We start from the raw sequence: 17,089 nt of genomic DNA on the forward strand, positions 1-17,089 counted from the left end.
CGTGTCCGATCCGAGCTGAAGGGTTCGGTGGCGCACGATCTCGCTGCGGACAGCGCGACCATGGCCTGTATCGGCGGCTTGGCTTACTTGGGGCATGCTGTATACCCGATGCGGCTGGTCAGTCCGTGCGCGGTCTCACACCCGCAGTGACGATCGAGCCGAGTCGCGGAGCGTCGACGGCCCGGATGAGTACAGGGACAGCCCACATCTGCGTCGTCGACGACGAGCCCGACGCCCGCGCGATGGTCGGCGACTACCTCAGGATGCATGGCTTCGCGGTCACCCTGTGCGACGGCGGGCAAGCCCTGCGGGCCGCCATCGCGCTGCGGGCGCCGGATCTCGTGGTGCTCGACCTCAACATGCCGGAGGAGGACGGGCTCTCGATCGTGCGCGATCTGAAGGCGCGCTCGACCATCCCGATCATCATGCTGACCGCGACCGCGAGCACCATCGACCGCGTGGTCGGCCTCGAACTCGGCGCCGACGACTACCTGCCGAAACCGTGCGAATTGCGCGAGCTCGTCGCGCGCGTGCGCTCCGTCTTGAGGCGCGCGCACGGCCGAATTCCCGCAGGCGTCGAGCCGCAAGTGCCTGACGCGACAGCGCCCGCACGCCGCATCCGCATCGGCACGAAATGGCTAGACCTCCAAGCCCTCCGCCTGCAAGATGACTACGGTAAAGAGCAAATATTAACGCGATCTGAATTCGATCTTCTCAAAGCATTTACCGATAATCCTAAGCGTGCCATGTCGCGCGAGCGCCTTCTTGATCTTGCGGATGCACGCGATCCCGATGCCTTCGACCGTGCGATCGACGTGCGGATCAATCGCATCCGCAAGAAGATCGAGCCTGATCCGGCCAATCCACGATTTATCCGCACCGTACGGGGATTGGGATACATATTTCGACCGGATGGAGATTAGAGCCGCTCCCGATCCGGCATCCATTTCGGCGGAGAGCGCCCCAGAGTGGCGAAGATCGCTTGTGAACCGGCCCTTCCGTGCGCATTCGGACCTGCATCGCGGGCCGCTCAACGGCGATACCAAGAAAAGCCGTCCTCAACCATTGGTCTGACGCGCGGTCTTCCGCTGCGACGGCAAACCCGTCGGATTCGGTGCGCGCTTATGGAGTACGGCCGGGCGGCAATATCATCGCCGTGTCCGGGTCGGAGACGTCACCCTCCTGCTGTTGGTCGAGCATGAGCTTGGCCGCCATCTCCGGCATCCGCCCGTTCTTGAGATCCTGCGCGGCTGAAACCTGCTTCTCGCGCGCCTGCTCCGAGGTCAGTTCGCCGCGGACAACCGCACGGGCGAGATTCAGGCTCAGCACGTTCTCAGGCTCGCTCGCGCCGTAGGCGGTGAGCGTGCCCCGGGTCCGGTCCGGAATCACGCTGCCGTTGAAGGTCGCAATCGCACTGTAGAAATTGAGGGGCACCTTGTAGGGCAGGCTCTGCTCCAGCACATCGCTATGCTTGGCCGGAAAGTCGTGCTCGGCTCCGACCTTGTGCACGACGGTGCGGATCCACGGTCCGGTGCGGTGCCAGATCAGCAGGGTCGCCGTCTGCTCCTGGGGCGGCCCGTAGCGGTCGCTGATGTCCGCGGCAGCTGCGCGGGAAGGTTCCGGCCAGCCCAGCACGGCGAGTTCGGCAGCGCCCACCTGGGTGGCGGCCAGTACCGAAGCGAGCACGAGGGCGGGACGGCTGCGGCTGGGCGCGAACATGGGACCTCCCTGCTGGTGCCCGAGGGCGGCACCATGGCCTGCGGTGAACCAGGGCCCGCTGTCACACCGTCGCGTTGCCCCGGCTCTGCGCGGGGTATAGGCCCAGTACAGAAGAATAGTTCCAGGGAGACGACCCATGGCACAGCAGATGTCGCTGGACGTGAATGGGCATGCCGCACGCGTCACCGTCGACGATCCCGAAACGCCCCTTCTCTATGTGCTGCGCGACGACCTCGGCCTGCACGGCCCGCGCTTCGGATGCGGGCTCGGCCAATGCGGCTCCTGCACAGTTCATGTCGATGGTCAGGCAGTGCGTTCCTGCATCACCCCGGTCTCCGGCCTGAAGCCGGGCGCCAGGATCGTCACGCTGGAGGGCCTCGGCAGCCCGGACAAGCCGCATCCGGTCCAGGACGCCTTCATCGCGGAACAGGCCGCGCAATGCGGCTACTGCATCAACGGCATGATCATGCAGTCGGCCGCTCTCCTCAACGAGACCCCGAAGCCCGACGAGGCCGCGATCCGGCAAGCGCTGGCGCAGAACCTCTGCCGCTGCGGCACTCATCTGCGGATCGTGCGCGCCGTCCAGCGCGCCGCAGGCACGCTTTGACGGAGGCCGATCTCATGAATGCGCCCCATCTATCTCGCCGCAGCCTGCTCCTTCAGGGCAGTGCCCTCGTAGTCGGGTTCTCGCTCGCCGGCCGGAACGCCGCCGCGCAGACCTTCGCGCCGGTCGCGACCAACGGTTTCGCGAAGCCGGTCGCGCCGGATCAGGTCGACAGCTTTCTTGCCCTTGGTGCAGATGGCCGCGCGACGATCTTCTCGGGCAAGGTCGATCTCGGCACCGGCATTCGCACGGCGATGGCGCAGATCGCGGCCGAGGAGCTCGACCTGCCCATCGACCGCGTCACGGTGGTGCAGGGCGACACGGCGCTCACGCCGGACCAGGGCCCCACCTATGGTAGCCTTTCGATCCAGAAAGGCGGCGTCGAGATCCGCCAGGCGGCAGCGACCGCCCGCATCCGCCTGGTGCAGCTCGCGAGCGAGCGGCTCGGCGTGCCGGCCAATGGGCTGGTGACCGAGAACGGCACCGTGCGGCCGAAGGCCGGCGGTCAGGGCATCACCTACGCCGAACTCGTGAAGGACGGCCGCCTGGACCTGAAGGTCGACCCGGCGGTCGCGACCAAGGATCCGGCTGCTTTCGCCCTCGTCGGCAAGTCGGTGGCTCGGCTCGATATTCCTGAGAAGATGACGGGCCGCTTCACCTACATGCAGGATTATCGCGTGCCCGGCATGGTGCATGCCCGCGTGGTCCGTCCGCCGGCGATCGGCGCGACGCTGGAAAGCCTCGACGAGACATCGGTCGCGCATATTCCGGGCCTGATCCAGGTGGTGCGTCAGGGCAACTTCCTGGCCATCGTGGCGGAGAAGGAATGGGCGGCGGTGAAGGCCGCCGGGCAGATCAAGGCGGTCTGGTCGAAATGGGAAGGGCTGCCAGAGCAGGACAAGCTCTGGCAGCACGTGCGGTCCACGAAGGTCACGAAGGACGACGTGACGAGCAGCACGGGCGATGCCGAGGCGGCGCTCGGCCAGACGGCGCGCACGCTCGAGGCGAGCTACGACTTCGCCATCCACACCCATGGCTCGATCGGGCCCTCCTGTGCGATCGCGGAGTTCAAGGACGGCCTGCTCACCTGCTGGACGGCCTCGCAGATGACGCACGCTCTGCGCAAGCAACTCGCGGCAATGACCGGGCTCGCTCCGGAATCGGTGCGCTGCATCTATGTCGAGGGGTCCGGCTGCTACGGCCGCAACGGCCACGAAGATGCCGCGGGCGACGCGGCGCTCCTCGCACGCGTTGTGGGCCGGCCCGTGCGAGTGCAGTGGTCGCGCGCCGACGAGCACGGCTGGGACCCGAAGGGCCCTCCCACCCTGATCGACCTGAAGGCTGGACTCGACGCGCAGGGCAATGTCGCCGCCTGGGTATCGCAGTTTCACGTGCCGGAGGGGGCGGCCGGGAACGTGCCGCTGGTGGCGGCGGATCTCGCGGGTCTTCCGCACGAGACCGCCATGGCGCCCGGCAACGTCATCCAGAATTCGGCGCTGCCCTACGCCTTCCCGAACGTCCGCACGGTCTGCCACCGACTGGCCTCGACGCCGTTCCGACCTTCTTGGATCCGGACGCCGGGCCGGATGCAGAACACCTTCGCCAACGAGGCTTTCCTCGACGAGTGCGCGGCGGCAGCCGGCGCAGACCCGTTGGAGTATCGCCTGCGCGCTCTCAAGGATCCGCGCGGTATCGAGGTGCTGCGGCGCATCTCCGAGATCGCGCAATGGCAGGCCCGGCCCTCGCCCGCGAAGGAGGATGCCTCGGGCGACGTGCTGCGTGGGCGCGGCCTCTCCTATGTGAAGTACGAGCTGAACCGCACCTATGTGGCCGGCGTGGCCGAGGTTGAGGTCAACCGCAGGACCGGGCAAGTCCGGGTGCCGCGCTTCTTCGTGGCCCAGGATTGCGGCCAGATCATCAATCCGGACGGTGTCCGAAACCAGCTCGACGGCAATATCATCCAGACCGTAAGTCGGGTGCTGATGGAAGAAGTCACGTTCGATCGAGGCGCCGTCACCAGTCTCGACTGGGCGAGTTACCCGATTCTGACCTTCCCCGACGTGCCGGTGGTGGTGACGGCGCTGATCGACCGGCCCACCGAGAAGCCTTGGGGGGCCGGCGAGCCATCCGCGGCCATCGTGCCGGCGGCGGTCTCGAACGCGATCTTCGATGCGACGGGCGCCCGCCTCCGGTCTGTCCCGTTCACGCCGGCCAAGGTAAAGGCGGCGCTTCAGGGAACGTGACGCGCCTCGAAGGCTTCGTGTGCGACCATGGTGCTGGGATGGTGTGAGCCCCTGTCACCAGAGGCCCACCGTCTCGATTATCAGCCGATCTGCTCTTTCTGGGCGCCGCTGTCGGGGCGCGCCGGGCCGAGCACCGGCTCCTCACCCATCGGCTCGTTCTGGACCACGCTGTACTCGCCCTTCCCGTCGAGGGAGGGCCCGCTCGTCCAGCGGCCTGCGGGCGGCGGCGTGCCGTCCCGGGCCGTGGCAAAGAAGTTGTAGCTGAACTTCTGATGCTCCTCGCTTTGCGGGAAGCTGTTCGGGATCGGCAGCGTGCCCTGATGACCGCCGAGTTCCTCGATCACCGCGAGCCATTGCTGCTGATGCATCGTGTCGCGGGCGATCAGGAAGCTCCACATATCCTTCATGCCCAGATCGTTCGTGGCATTCGACAGGCGCACGGCGAGCACGCGACCCGTGCTCTCCGCAGCGACATTGCAGTACATGTCGGCCGCAATGTTGCCGCTGGCATAGATGTGGCTCATGTCGAAGGGCAGGCCATCGGCATTGCCGGGGAAGGCCGACAGACCGGTCGAGAGTAGCGTCTTGTGCAGCATGCCTTCGGCGATGTGGCGCGGGTTCTCGCCACCCATCACAGCGCCGACCAGCGCGTCAGCGGCACCGGCTTCCTGGACCTTCGTCGGAGCATTCTCGAGGTTCATCGCGACGGCGGTCGCGAGCATCTCGATATGGCCGATCTCCTCCGTGGCCGTATTGAGGAGCATGTCACGATATTTGGTCGTGGGGGCGCGGTTGCCCCAGGCCTGAAAGAAATACTGGAAACAGACGCGGATTTCACCTTCGATTCCGCCAATCGCCTGCTGAAGCATGCGGGCGTAGATCGGGTCCGGGCTCTCGACCCGGACAGGATATTGCAGGCGCTTGTCGTGGAAATACATAGGCGGGCGTCCTTGCCGAACGGGGAGCGAGACACGCTCACGGGAGGGATTGGGCCAGCCACCGCAGTGAGGGGTGGGCCGTCCTTCCCCGCCAACCGACGCTCTTTCGAGAACTTTCCAAGATATACAGCACTTTAAGATATGTTATTCCTCATATTGCCCTAGGTTAAATCTTGTCGTCTCCCAGCGTGGCTCGTGATCCCATCACGGTGCAGGAACAATTTTGTCAGCGATCCTCGGGAGTCTTAGGTGTGGTCATGGCGGCCGGATCGACAATGCGGTCGTACTGCTCACCCGTCATGACGCCTAGCGCGATCGCTGCCGCGCGCGGTGTCAGCCCCTCGGCCATCGCCTTTCGCGTGATCGTGGCCACACAATCGTAGCCGAGAATAGGATTGAGCACCGTGGCGAGGAGAAGCGCCTTCGAGACGTTTTCGGCCAGACGGTCCCGATCGACAGCGAGGTCCCGCACGAGCTTTCCGGCAAAGACGTAGGACCCGTCCGCCAGAAGCCGGATCGATTGCAGCAGGTTGTGGATGAGGACAGGCTTGGCGACATTCAACTCGAAGGTCCCCGATGCGCCCGCAGCCGAGATCGTCGCGTGGTTGCCCATGACCTGAAAGGCGGCCTGCACCAGAGCTTCGGCGATCGTCGGATTGCGCTTGCCCGGCATGATGGACGAAGACAGCCCGTCGTCGGGGATCACAAGTTCGCCGAGGCCGCAGCGCGGCCCGGAGCCGAGCAGACGGATATCGTTGGCGATCTTGATCAGCGACGCCGCAAGCACGTTGAGCGAACCCGAGACCTCGATGAGAGCGTCGTGGGCGCCCATGCCCTCGAACTTGCACGGGTTCGGGACGACCGGCAGTCCGGACAGGGCCACGACCTCGTCGCAGAAGGCTTGGTCGAAACCGACCGGAGCGTTGAGGCCCGAGCCGACCGCCGTGCCGCCCTGCGCCAGCCGATACAGGCGCGGAGCCGTGGCCTCGATCCGCTCGATCCCGTGGCCGATCTGGCTGGCGAAGGCTCCAAACGCCTGTCCCACCGTCATCGGCACCGCATCCATGAGGTGCGTCCGGCCGATCTTAACGACGTCGTCGAACTCGGCCGCCTTGGCGGCCAGGGTGTCGCGCAGCCATGCGAGCGCGGGCAGCAGCCGATCCCGCAGTTCCAGGCCGGTGCAGAGGTGCATCACTGTCGGGAAGCTGTCGTTCGAGGATTGCGAGCAATTCACGTGGTCGTTGGGATGAATCGGACGGCGTGATCCCAGTGGCTGTCCGAGGCTCTCGTTCGCCCGGTTCGCGATGACCTCGTTGGCGTTCATGTTGGTCTGGGTCCCGGAGCCGGTCTGCCAGACGCGCAAGGGGAAGTGATCGTCGAACCGTCCTTCCCAGACTTCGCGGGCGGCCGCTTCGATGGCGGCGGCGAGAATTCGGTCCAGGGCGCCGAGGCGGCGGTTGGCGCGGGCCGCAGCCAGCTTCTGCAGGCCGAAGGCACGGATGAGGCTCGAGGGAAAGCGTTCCTCGCCGATCTCGAATACGCCGAGCGCGCGCTGTGTCTGCGCACCCCAGTAACGGTCGGCCGGGATCTCGATCGGACCGAAGGCGTCATGCTCGATCCGCACGTTCGACGGCTCATGCATCGGCGTGGTCCTCCGCAGGATCTCGGCATTCGTCTCTATCAAGACCGGGAGCCCGCGGGCTCTCCGGCCGCCTCACGCCGCGGCGGCGCGATCCGCACGCAGGCGGGCCATCGCGTCCTGCGCCATGCCGGCGTCGAATTCCCCGGCGAGCTTGGCCGTCACCACTGTGGCCACGCTGTTGCCGATGACGTTCGTCGTGGCGATGGCGATCGACATGAAGCGGTAGACCCCGAACAGGATCGGCAAGCCTTCGAGCGGCAGCACGCCGGTCGCGGCCACGGTCGCCGCGAAGACCACGAAACTGCCGCCCGACACCGTCGCGGCGCCCTTCGAGGTCAGGAGCATGATCGCCAGGATGCCGAGCTGCTGTCCCAGATCGAGGGGCACATGGTAGGCGTTGGCCAGGAAGATCACGCCCATCGACATGTAGATCGACGTGCCGTCGAGGTTGAACGCGTAGCCGGTCGGCAGCACGAGACCCACCGACTGGCGCGAGCAACCGTAGGTCGGCAGCTTCTCCAGGAGACGCGGCAGCACGCTCTCGGAGGAGGCCGTGCCCAGCACGATATAGATCTCCTCGCGGATGAAATTCAAGAATTGGAACAGGTTGATCTTGAACGCCGTCGAGATCGCGCCGAGAACCACGACGATGAAGACGATCACCACCGCATAGAAGCTCATAATCAGGTAGATCAGCGAAAGGAGAACATTGGCGCCGCTCGATCCGACCGCGAAGGCGACAGCCCCGAACGTACCGATCGGCGCGGTCAGCATGATCAGGTGAATGAACTCGAAGAAGGCGTCCGAGATCCGGTTCAGGCCGCTCTCGATCGGCTGGCGCTTCTCGGGCGACAGGTGCAGAAGCGCCGCTCCGAAGATCAGGGCGATGACGAGCACCTGCAGCAATTCGCCCTTGGCGAAGGCGCCGATGAAGTTGTCGGGAAAGACGTTGAGAATGAAGTCGAGCGTCGAGTGCGGAGCGGCGGCGCCCGACGGGGCCTTGCCCTGCGCAAGCCCGGCCCGCGTCGCGTCCGCCATGCCCTTGCCGACCCCGAGCAGGTTGCCGGCGACGAGGCCGACTGCCAGCGCAATGGTCGAGACGACCTCGAAGTAGAGCATCGCGATCAGGCCGACCCTGCCGACCCGCTTGAAGTCGCCCGCGGAGGTCACACCGACCACGACGCAAAGGAAGACCAGCGGCGCCACCGCCGTCTTGATCAGGCGCAGGAAAATGTCGCCGAGGACCTTCAACGGGACGGCGACCTCGGGAACGAGGAAGCCGGTGGCGGCGCCGAGCACCATCGCAACCACGATCTGGAAGCCGAGATTCGTCCAGATCGACGGTCTCTTCGACGTCGCAGAGGCCGGCGTCGGCGGCGTCGGTGTTCCTGGGATAGCGGTCGGATCGCTCGTGGTCGTGTGCATGGCTTCCTCCTGGGGATGTCGAGGCGCGCGCACTCTCATTGCCGACGGGGAAAGCCCGGCAGTCCGGTGCGACGACGCGTGGGGCAGATCGGTGGGCGGTGCTCAGCCGCCGCGGGCGACGGAAGCGAGAACCCGATCGACCATCTCGGGTGCAGCACCGAGGTAGTTGGCGGGATCGGTCAGGTGATCGATCGCAGCGCGGTCGAAATGGGCCGAGACCTCGGGGATGGCGGCCAGCGCCTCGGCCAGCGTCCCGCCCTGCTCGTTGACGACGCGGCAGGCGGCGTAGACGAGGTCATGCGCCTGCTGCCGACCCGTATGGAGCGCGAGCGCCATCATCGCCGCCTCGGCGACGATCAGACCGCGGCTGATCCCGAGATTCTCGCGCATCCGCGCCGCATCGACGATCAGTCCGCCGAGGGCGAATTTTGCCTGATGCAGGGCACCTGCCGTCAGAACGAAACTCTCGGGCACCGCCATCCACTCGGCGTGCCAGGGACCGGTTGCCCGCTCGAAGTCTTGGACCATCGCGTCGAGCATCAGCCCGGCATGCTGGCGCACGCCCTTGGCGGCGGCGAGCATCAGCTCGGACGAGATCGGATTGCGCTTCTGCGGCATGGTCGAGGAGGCACCGCGCCCCGTGACGAAGGGCTCGTACACCTCTGCGAATTCGGTCGAGGCCATGATCATGATGTCGAGGGCGATCTTGCCGAGCGAGCCAGTGATCAGCGCCAGAAGGTTGACTGTCTCGGCAAAGCCGTCGCGGGCGACGTGCCAGGTCGAGGCCGGCTGCCCGAGCCCGAGTTCCCGGCAGAACGCTTCCTGCACCCGCAGCCCGTCCTTGCCGAGGGACGCCAACGTGCCGGCTGCACCGGCGAACTCGCCGACCAGCACACGGGGCTTCAGCTGCTCCAGGCGCTCCGCGTGGCGGTCGACCATGGCAAGCCAGATCGCAGTCTTGTACCCGAAGGTCACTGGCAGCGCCTGCTGGAGATGGGTGCGCCCAGCCATCGGGGTGTCGCGGTGCCGCCTCGACAGTCCGGCCAGGATCGCGCACAGCTCGCCGATGTCGGCCGCGACAATCTCCAGGCCGGCGCGGATCTGGAGCACGCTGGCCGTGTCCATGATGTCCTGGGTGGTGGCGCCCCAGTGGACGTAGCGACCGGCCTCGCCGCATTGATGCACGAGCTGGTGTACGAGCGGCAGGATCGGGTAGCCGACATTGTCGGTCTCCCGGCGCAGAAGATCGAAGTCGAGGGCTTCGAACGAGCAGTTTGCTGCGATCTGGTCGGCCGCCTCGGCGGGAATGACGCCGCACGCCGCTTCGGCCTTCGCCAGCGCGATTTCGACCTCGATATAGCGCTGGATCAGGGCATGATCGGAGAATACCGCACGCATCGACGGCGTGCCGAAGGCGTCGCGGAACAGGAGCGAATCGATGGCGGTGGTGGCGGTCGGGGGGAGCTGGCGGCTCACGGTTTCCTCCTAGAGGACACGCCCGACTCGTTTATGTTCGGACAATATCAGGTAGGTCATGTCCGGACATTATGTCAATCGACGTGGAAGATGCAGGGGTGGGTCCGTGGATCGGTGTGATGGGTGAGACGCTCTGGGCGCAGGTGGCGCAGGATCTGACGGCCGGAATCGCCTCAGGCCGCTTCCCGGTCGGCTCGCTTCTGCCGACGGAGTTGGATCTCTGCGCGCATTACGGGACGAGCCGGCACACCGTGCGGACCGCGATCCGGCAACTGCAGGAGCAGGGACTGGTCACACGCAACAAGAAGGCCGGTACCCGGGTCGAGGCCTCAGTGCCGACCAGCGGCTACCGTCAGGCCCTGGCCTCGCTGGAGGATCTGATCCAGTTCGGCGAGGCCCACATCCGCGAGGTTCAGGCGACCGGCGCGGTGACGGCCGATGCCGATCTTGCCGCGGAACTGGGATGCGCGACGGGGACGCGGTGGTTCCGGATCTCCAGCCTGCGGCTTGACGGCAGGCCGGGCAGCGCTCCGATCGGCTGGACAGACGTCTATATCGACCCAGCCTATGCCGATCTCGGCGAGATCGTCCGCGCATCGCCCGACCGGCTGGTCATCACCCTGATCGAGCAGCGGCACGGCCAGCGTTGCGCCGAGATCCGTCAGGACATGGAAGCAGTCGTCCTGCCCGCATCGCATGCGGCGGCCCTTGCCGCACAACCTGGCACGCCCGCCCTTCGTGTCGTCCGGCATTACCTGGATCAGGCGGGCAAGGTGATCGAGATCTCATCGACCCTTCATCCCGCCGGGCGGTTCGCCGTCTCGCAGCGCATGCACCGGATGGTGAACGTGCCGGCTGCGGAGCCGGACACCGAGGCCGGCGCACATCCGGCGAGCAGGCGAACGTCGTAGTCACGCATCCCCGGCCCGGGTCCCGTGACCTCCAGCGCGGCAGCCTCACTGAAGGCTGGAGAATAGGCGGAACAGGGCCGTCGCGGCGACCTGCTGCGTCGTAGGGCCGGGCTGCCGTAGATGGCCCTCGCTCCCGCAACAGCGAGCGCGGCGATGGCGTGTCACATCGGTGAACGCGAGATAGGGTGCCGCGATGTGCCTCTTGCCTCTGGTCGTCACGGCTCGTTGGAGCTCGGCTGCGATGCGACGATCATCGCGGCCGCTCCGCTCGTCAGCGTGACAGGAGGCCGATAGCATGTAACGTTTTGTGACGGCGGCGTTTTACGCGTTGCCGCTCTGACGCGCCGGCTTATCCTCGCGGCATGGCCGACAGTACCACCATCGCCATCGTCGAGGACGACGACGACATCCGCACCCAACTCGCCGCTTACCTCGAGGGCGAGGGCTTTCGTGTGATGAGCCTCGATGGCGGTGCCCACCTCGACCAGCTGCTCGCCGTTGGACCGGCACCGGACCTGATCGTACTCGACTGGATGCTGCCCGGCGAGGACGGGCTCTCGATCTGCCGCCGCCTGCGCGAGGTGGGCGGGCCGCCCGTCGTCATGCTGACCGCCAAGGACGAGGACATCGACCGGGTGCTCGGCCTGGAGATGGGGGCCGACGACTACGTCTCGAAGCCGTTCAGCCCCCGTGTGCTGCTCGCCCGAATCCGCGCCGTCCTGCGTCGCGCGAGCGGAGCGGGCGCCACGACAGCCTGTACCGGCACGGAGCGTCTGGCCGTGGCCGATCTCGTCGTGGATCTTGCAGCACGCACCGTGACCATCTGTGGGCCGGCGACCGAGATCCCGCTCACCAGTGCAGAGTACGACCTGCTGCACTGCTTCGTCACGCGGCCGCAGCGGGTCCTCTCGCGCGACCAGCTCCTCGACTGGACCCGCGGCCGCGTTGCTTATGCCTTCGACCGGACCATCGACGTGCAGGTCAGCCGCCTGCGGCACAAGCTCGACGCGGCCGGCAGCCAGGCGGCGGGCCAGATCAAGACGGTGCGCAACGCCGGCTACATCCTGGCGGCGCCCGTGAAGGCCGTGGCATCCTGATGGGGCGCGTTGGGCTCTTCGGCCGCATCATGTTGCTCCTGCTGGGAGCGCTCTCGCTGCTCGTCCTCGCCACCGTCGCTCTGGATCACTGGCAGCGGGCCCAAGAACGCTCGCCCTACGCCTCCCGCTTCCCCCGCGTCGACCAAGCTGCCAACATCATGGCGCTACTGCGGGATGCCGACCCTGCGCAGCGCCCGGCCATCCTGAGGGCGGTGAGCGGCGAGGCCCTGAAGGCGGAGATCGTCGATCAGTCCCCGGACGAGACCGGCCTGATCCGCGAGCCGCGGCTCGAAGCCCGCCTGTGCCGGGTGACCGGCGCGCCAGCCGACCGCGTCCAGGCCTTCACCGACGCCGCCATGCTGCACCGAGGCGTCGATCCGGCCGACGTCGCGAACCCGGAGCGCCGCGGACCCATCGGTCGACTGGCGGCTGCGACCTACCGGCTGCCGGATGGGCGGTTTTTGGTGGTTACGGCCATTGAGGCGCACCGTTCGCGGATGCCCTGGCTGCTGGGCCAGCCGCTTAGCCTGTGGGTGGCTGTCCTCGGTGTGGCCGTGACCGTCCTCGTCACCGTTGGGGCGCGGCACGAACTCGCACCGCTCCGGCGCCTGACGGAGGCGGTCTCCCGGTTCGACGGGCGCGCGCCCGGGCCTCCCCTCGCCGCGCGGGGCGCGCCGGAGATCCGGCGCCTCGCCCAGGCCGTCCAGGCCATGCAGGAGCGCATCGTCGGCCTGATGGGGGAGCGCTCGCTGCTGATCGGCGCCATCTCGCACGACCTCAAGACCTACCTGACGCGCATGCGCCTGCGGGCCGAGGGCGTTGCCGAGCCCGAGCGCCGGGTGCGGCTCATCGAGGATCTCGACGCGATGCGCGCGCTGATCGAGACCGCGCTCGGCTACGCCCGCGGCACCGCCGCCGAGGTCGGGCGCACGCCCGTGGACCTCGCCGACATCGTGGCGGTCGAGGTCGCCGAGCACGCCGCGCAGGGAGCCGCCATCACCCTGTCGGGCGAAGACGTGCGGGACGCGACCGTGGCCGGCGATGCGGTCGCCCTGCGCCGGGTCGTCGCCAACCTGATCGGCAACGCCGTCAAGTTCGGACGCGCGTCGGTCGCGGTCGCGGTCCGGCGCACGGGCACGGCCTGCCAGATCGTGGTCGAGGATGACGGGCCCGGCATCCCCGAGGCGGAGCGATCGGCGGTGTTCAGCCCGTACTACCGGGTCGAGCGATCCCGGAGCCGTCGAACCGGCGGGACCGGGCTGGGGCTCGCCATCGCCCGCCAGATCGCCGAGGCGCATGGCGGCACCATCGTGGCGGAAGCCGCCGCGCTCGGCGGCGCACGCCTCGTGGTGACCCTGCCGGCCCTCGCCTGAGCGCAGGCAACCGCACGCAAGCGCCTGTCACACAACGTTACGCCCCGGCGCGAACCCGTCACATCCGGGCAGAGCGCGCGGGCGAACCTTCGCTCGACCCGCCGCGGCGAGACCGCCGCCGGGACCCGGGACGGGACGGCATCGGGCCGGCTCGTCCGAGCAGAAGGAGTCCATCGATGCTGAAGGTTCTCGCCCCCGTCATGCTGCTGGCCGCCTGCGCGGTTCCCGCCTCGGCGCTGCCGCTGGTCCAGGACGCGGTGTCGACCGGGTCCGGCGGCGTGCCCATCATCCGGGTCTATGACGGCTGCGGCCCGTACGGCCATCGCGGCCCCTACGGCTACTGCCGCACGGGCGGCCAGTGGGGCGGGTATGTCCGCGGCGCCTCCTGCCCGGCCGGCTATCACATCGGTCCCTACGGCCGCCGCTGCTGGCCGAACTGACCTCCCCTGCCCCGAAACCCGACCCATCCGGCCGCGTGCCGGATGCCTATGGAGCGCGTCATGATCCGCAAGCTCGTCATGTCCCTCGCCCTCGTCTCGGGCGTGCTGCTCGCCGCGCCGGCCGCAGAGGCCCGGGATGGGTGCGGCCCCGGCTTCCACCGCGGCTTTTACGGCTGGTGCCGGCCCAATTGGCGGCCCTACTTCTACCGCCCCTTCGTCTATGCCCCGGCCTACCGGCGATTCGGCTACCACCGCTGGGGCGGCTACCGCTGGCATGCCGGCTATCACGTCCATTGGCGCCGCTTCGCCTGGCACGGCGGCGGTCGCCGCTGGGGCGGCTACCACCACGCCGGGTGGCATGGCGGGCGCGGCTGGGGCTGGCACCGGCGCTGGTGACCTCTGACCAAGCGGACCGGCCGATCCTTCAGGACGCCACGCTCTCGGCCGGTGCGGGACGGTCACGGACCGCCCTGCATCGCCGAAGGCCTGTCGGGTCCGCTCGATCCCGGCATGATGCGTGTCCGCGCGGACGCGGTTTTCGACCTGCAGGCGCTTTGGCGGAGCGATTCGCAGACCGGATCCAATTCGGACTGCGGTCGACCATCGGACTGCATGTGCCGTAGGCTGCCTCCCGGGACCAAGACCCGATCAGCTTGCCCCTGAGAAGGGCCGCTGTGGGTGGGATGCGGAAGTTGACCGACCGCTCGCAAGCGGACGTTCCGCCTGCGACCCAACCCGGTCATGCTGACGCCCCCCGAGGCTTCCCAAAAGCTGCCGTACAGCGCTGCCTCGAACGGTTGCGTCGCACTTCACGCCACCGTCGTGGCCACCGTACCCAAAGCTCGATGCATCAGAACGGTATCGAGCCACTCTCCAGAGAACGGACAGGATGCGGCCGCAAGCGCTTACGCTTGAATGGACACCAATCTGATACTCAGCGAGCTTGGGCGCGACTCGGCTCGCCGATGCGTATCCGTAGCGCCTCGCTCATCGGTAGATCCAGGTTTAGCCCCTTAGGTGGAATGGGATTGAGAAACCATTTTTCGTAGAGCCTCTTGAAGGCGCCGGAGGCCATCTCGGCTTTCAAGGTGCCGTCGACGAGCGCTTTGAACTCCGGATCGTCGCGCCTCAGCATGAGGCCGTACTCATCATCGGTCTGCGCCGCTGCCGGCAGGAATATGAGAGCCGCAGAGTCTGGTGCCGTCGACCTTGCGCCGGCAAGTAGGACCTCGTCCTCGTACCACGCTGCTGCACGTCCGGTGCGTAGCATCAGCAGCGACTCTGCATGGTCGCGCGCCTGGAGGATCGTCAATCCGAGCCCCTCGGCAGTGTTCTGCTTCTGCGCCAGAACCATGTTCAACGAGCCTTGCGTGATCACCACGGTGTGCCCGCGCAAGCCCTTCAAGTCGGCGATCCCCGACGTGTGCGTGGTCAGCCAGCGCGGCTGGCTGACGAAGGTTGCGATGGAGAAGGCGACCTGCTTCTGCCGCTCAGGTGTGTTCGTCGTGCTGCCGCACTCGATGTCGACCGTCCCGTTCTGGATGAGCGGGATTCGGTTCGAGGCATTCACTGCGACGTAGGCGACCTTCAATGCCGGCAGGTTGAGGTCGATCCTGATCCGCTCCGCGACTCCGGCGCATAGATCGAGAGCCATCCCCACAGGCTGCTGGTCGGTCCCGAGATAGGAGAACGGGATCGATGTCTCGCGGTAGCCCAGCGTGAGCGTGCCCGACGAACGGATCTTGTCTAGCGTCGGGCTGGCAGCCCGCACTGCGTCGAGGCCGGCGACAATCCCCGCGGCCGCGAGGGCCGCCATTAGAACACCCCTGCGCCCAGGCATCATGACTGCGTCTCCCGAAAACGAGCGGCAGATGACGGTTGTCGACGGTCAGGCCGCCTGTACGCCCGTGGTCTCGTGAAGGCTCTCCCTCAAGGCGGCCTCCAAGATATCGACGGCTTGGTCGATCTCGTCGGTCGAGACGGTCAGGGGCGGCGCGATGCGCCAGACCGAGCCACGTTCGGGGCGGCGGCGGATGTTCATGCTCAGGCCCTTCTCGAAGCACTTGCGCGTCGTGAGGGCCCCAAGGGCGTGCGCCGGCGAGCGCGATTCCCGGTCCGTCACCAATTCGACGCCGAGGAGAAGGCCAAGGCCACGCACGTCGCCGATCACGTCATAGCGCTGCTGCAGCCCCTCCAGGCGGCCACGAAGATAGGCACCCATCTCGTTGGCGCGCGCGACGAGGTTCTCACGCGCGATCACCTCCAATACGGCGAGACCCACCTCCGCAGTGAGCGGATCGGAGACGTGGCTGGTGTAGTAGGTGAAGTGCTTGGCGTGGATGTCTTCCTCAATCGCCGCGGTGGTGGACACCGCTGCGAGCGGCAGGCCGCCGCCCAGCGTCTTCGACATCGTCATGATGTCGGGCACGACGTCGAAGTACTCGGCCCCCGTTCGCGTGCCGATCCGACCGAAGGCGGTCTGCGCCTCGTCGAAGATCAGGAGCATACCGCGCGCGTCAGCGGCCTCCCGCAAGGCCTGCATGAAGGCGCGCGGCGGCACCAGCACGCCGCCCGCGCTGATCACCGGCTCGACAATGATCGCCGCGCCCTTGCCAGCCGACTGCATGTCGTAGAGCTTCAGGGCGAGATCGAGGTTGGCAAGCGCCGCCGCTTCCTCATCGAGGCCTGGGAAGTACGGCCGGTATGGGTTCGGCTCGGGGATCACGAACACGCCGGGTGCGGGCACGCCGTAGCCCTTGCGGTCGCTGGCCATCGACACGGAGCTCGCTCCGCCTGTGATGCCGTGCCAGGAGCCGCCGAGTGCCAAGACCTCGTAGCCGCCGGTGTACATCTTGGCCATGCGAAGGGCGACCTCAGTCGCCTCCGAGCCGGTGTTGATGAAGATCGTCTTGCTGAGATCGCCGGGCAGCCAGTCGTCGGCTAGCACCTGCGCAAGTTCGGCAACCGACTCCGGGATCATCCCGCTGAAGAAGTGGAACGCCTTCTCGCCAGCCCGGTGAACCGCCGCTACGATCGCGGGATGGTTGTGGCCGATCGTGGCGCACATCTGGCCGGATGTGAAATCGAGATACTCCCGTCCACTGCTGTCAGTGACGACGGTGCCCTTGGCCTTCGTGAACAGGTTCGGGAAAGCGTCCCCGCCGTAGCGCACCAGATGGTCCTCGGCTGCCTTGAGGAATGCGCTCATCGTCCGCTCCATC

Annotated in this window: 15 protein-coding genes; 8 read left to right on the plus strand and 7 right to left on the minus strand. The window is 67.2% G+C overall.

Features of this window, described 5'->3' with window-relative positions:
* Nucleotides 1-185: 185 nt before the first annotated feature.
* Nucleotides 186-923 carry a response regulator gene (locus MET9862_RS00490; RefSeq protein WP_142581140.1) on the plus strand — a complete coding sequence of 246 codons (738 nt, stop codon included), beginning with the start codon at nt 186-188 and terminating at the stop codon, nt 921-923.
* A gap of 199 nt (nt 924-1,122) precedes the next feature.
* Here the strand turns inward: MET9862_RS00490 and MET9862_RS00495 are convergent, their stop codons facing one another.
* Complete coding sequence (locus MET9862_RS00495; RefSeq protein ID WP_142581141.1) at nt 1,123-1,719, minus strand: hypothetical protein; 597 nt, start codon at nt 1,717-1,719, stop codon at nt 1,123-1,125.
* A gap of 136 nt (nt 1,720-1,855) precedes the next feature.
* Here MET9862_RS00495 and MET9862_RS00500 point away from each other — a divergent pair, with 136 nt between their 5' ends.
* Nucleotides 1,856-2,326 carry a (2Fe-2S)-binding protein gene (locus MET9862_RS00500; RefSeq protein WP_142581142.1) on the plus strand — a complete coding sequence of 157 codons (471 nt, stop codon included), beginning with the start codon at nt 1,856-1,858 and terminating at the stop codon, nt 2,324-2,326.
* 14 nt (nt 2,327-2,340) lie between these two features.
* Entirely contained in the window at nt 2,341-4,566 is a 2,226-nt protein-coding gene (locus MET9862_RS00505; RefSeq protein ID WP_142581143.1) for a xanthine dehydrogenase family protein molybdopterin-binding subunit, read from the plus strand.
* 80 nt (nt 4,567-4,646) lie between these two features.
* Here the strand turns inward: MET9862_RS00505 and MET9862_RS00510 are convergent, their stop codons facing one another.
* The 4 genes from MET9862_RS00510 to pcaB form a co-directional block, all read right to left on the minus strand.
* On the minus strand, nt 4,647-5,504 hold the full coding sequence (locus tag MET9862_RS00510) for a manganese catalase family protein (RefSeq protein WP_142581144.1): 858 nt from the start codon (nt 5,502-5,504) through the stop codon (nt 4,647-4,649).
* 226 nt (nt 5,505-5,730) lie between these two features.
* A complete protein-coding gene (locus MET9862_RS00515; RefSeq protein ID WP_142581145.1) occupies nt 5,731-7,146 on the minus strand; it encodes a class II fumarate hydratase in 1,416 nt (471 codons plus the stop codon).
* Between the two features lie 72 nt (nt 7,147-7,218).
* Nucleotides 7,219-8,571 (minus strand): cation:dicarboxylate symporter family transporter, encoded by a 1,353-nt coding sequence (locus MET9862_RS00520; RefSeq protein ID WP_142581146.1) that lies wholly within the window; start codon nt 8,569-8,571, stop codon nt 7,219-7,221.
* 102 nt (nt 8,572-8,673) lie between these two features.
* Nucleotides 8,674-10,047 (minus strand): 3-carboxy-cis,cis-muconate cycloisomerase, encoded by a 1,374-nt coding sequence (gene pcaB / locus MET9862_RS00525; RefSeq protein ID WP_142581147.1) that lies wholly within the window; start codon nt 10,045-10,047, stop codon nt 8,674-8,676.
* A gap of 71 nt (nt 10,048-10,118) precedes the next feature.
* On the opposite strand from pcaB, the gene MET9862_RS00530 reads away from it, so the two are divergent.
* From MET9862_RS00530 to MET9862_RS00550, 5 genes are all read left to right on the plus strand, one after another.
* Nucleotides 10,119-10,958 (plus strand): GntR family transcriptional regulator, encoded by an 840-nt coding sequence (locus MET9862_RS00530; RefSeq protein ID WP_244612500.1) that lies wholly within the window; start codon nt 10,119-10,121, stop codon nt 10,956-10,958.
* 362 nt (nt 10,959-11,320) lie between these two features.
* Nucleotides 11,321-12,055, plus strand: a complete 735-nt coding sequence (locus tag MET9862_RS00535) for a response regulator (RefSeq protein ID WP_142581149.1) — start codon at nt 11,321-11,323, stop codon at nt 12,053-12,055.
* Between the two features lie 29 nt (nt 12,056-12,084).
* Nucleotides 12,085-13,428, plus strand: a complete 1,344-nt coding sequence (locus MET9862_RS00540) for a HAMP domain-containing sensor histidine kinase (protein WP_244612501.1) — start codon at nt 12,085-12,087, stop codon at nt 13,426-13,428.
* Nucleotides 13,429-13,604: 176 nt separating this feature from the next.
* Entirely contained in the window at nt 13,605-13,868 is a 264-nt protein-coding gene (locus MET9862_RS00545; RefSeq protein ID WP_142581151.1) for a GCG_CRPN prefix-to-repeats domain-containing protein, read from the plus strand.
* Nucleotides 13,869-13,928: 60 nt separating this feature from the next.
* Nucleotides 13,929-14,264, plus strand: coding sequence for a GCG_CRPN prefix-to-repeats domain-containing protein (locus MET9862_RS00550; protein ID WP_142581152.1), 336 nt, complete (start codon nt 13,929-13,931; stop codon nt 14,262-14,264).
* Between the two features lie 538 nt (nt 14,265-14,802).
* On the opposite strand, the gene MET9862_RS00555 is transcribed toward MET9862_RS00550, so the two are convergent.
* Both MET9862_RS00555 and MET9862_RS00560 read right to left on the minus strand, forming a co-directional pair.
* Nucleotides 14,803-15,684 carry a transporter substrate-binding domain-containing protein gene (locus MET9862_RS00555; protein ID WP_185156701.1) on the minus strand — a complete coding sequence of 294 codons (882 nt, stop codon included), beginning with the start codon at nt 15,682-15,684 and terminating at the stop codon, nt 14,803-14,805.
* A 72-nt stretch (nt 15,685-15,756) separates the two neighbouring features.
* Nucleotides 15,757-17,076: an aspartate aminotransferase family protein gene (locus MET9862_RS00560; protein WP_142581153.1), complete on the minus strand. Its 1,320-nt coding sequence runs from the start codon at nt 17,074-17,076 to the stop codon at nt 15,757-15,759.
* Between the last annotated feature and the right edge of the window lie 13 nt (nt 17,077-17,089).

It is taken from the genome of Methylobacterium symbioticum (assembly GCF_902141845.1).
GTDB lineage: Bacteria > Pseudomonadota > Alphaproteobacteria > Rhizobiales > Beijerinckiaceae > Methylobacterium > Methylobacterium symbioticum.

Bases quoted from the DNA above. Each gene is read 5' to 3' on its own strand.
- MET9862_RS00490 (WP_142581140.1), top strand. From the start codon at position 186: ATGAGTACAGGGACAGCCCACATCTGCGTCGTCGACGACGAGCCCGAC.
- MET9862_RS00495 (WP_142581141.1), bottom strand. From the start codon at position 1,719: ATGTTCGCGCCCAGCCGCAGCCGTCCCGCCCTCGTGCTCGCTTCGGTA.
- MET9862_RS00500 (WP_142581142.1), top strand. From the start codon at position 1,856: ATGGCACAGCAGATGTCGCTGGACGTGAATGGGCATGCCGCACGCGTC.
- MET9862_RS00505 (WP_142581143.1), top strand. From the start codon at position 2,341: ATGAATGCGCCCCATCTATCTCGCCGCAGCCTGCTCCTTCAGGGCAGT.
- MET9862_RS00510 (WP_142581144.1), bottom strand. From the start codon at position 5,504: ATGTATTTCCACGACAAGCGCCTGCAATATCCTGTCCGGGTCGAGAGC.
- MET9862_RS00515 (WP_142581145.1), bottom strand. From the start codon at position 7,146: ATGCATGAGCCGTCGAACGTGCGGATCGAGCATGACGCCTTCGGTCCG.
- MET9862_RS00520 (WP_142581146.1), bottom strand. From the start codon at position 8,571: ATGCACACGACCACGAGCGATCCGACCGCTATCCCAGGAACACCGACG.
- MET9862_RS00530 (WP_244612500.1), top strand. From the start codon at position 10,119: ATGTCAATCGACGTGGAAGATGCAGGGGTGGGTCCGTGGATCGGTGTG.
- MET9862_RS00535 (WP_142581149.1), top strand. From the start codon at position 11,321: ATGGCCGACAGTACCACCATCGCCATCGTCGAGGACGACGACGACATC.
- MET9862_RS00540 (WP_244612501.1), top strand. From the start codon at position 12,085: ATGTTGCTCCTGCTGGGAGCGCTCTCGCTGCTCGTCCTCGCCACCGTC.
- MET9862_RS00545 (WP_142581151.1), top strand. From the start codon at position 13,605: ATGCTGAAGGTTCTCGCCCCCGTCATGCTGCTGGCCGCCTGCGCGGTT.
- MET9862_RS00550 (WP_142581152.1), top strand. From the start codon at position 13,929: ATGATCCGCAAGCTCGTCATGTCCCTCGCCCTCGTCTCGGGCGTGCTG.
- MET9862_RS00555 (WP_185156701.1), bottom strand. From the start codon at position 15,684: ATGGCGGCCCTCGCGGCCGCGGGGATTGTCGCCGGCCTCGACGCAGTG.
- MET9862_RS00560 (WP_142581153.1), bottom strand. From the start codon at position 17,076: ATGAGCGCATTCCTCAAGGCAGCCGAGGACCATCTGGTGCGCTACGGC.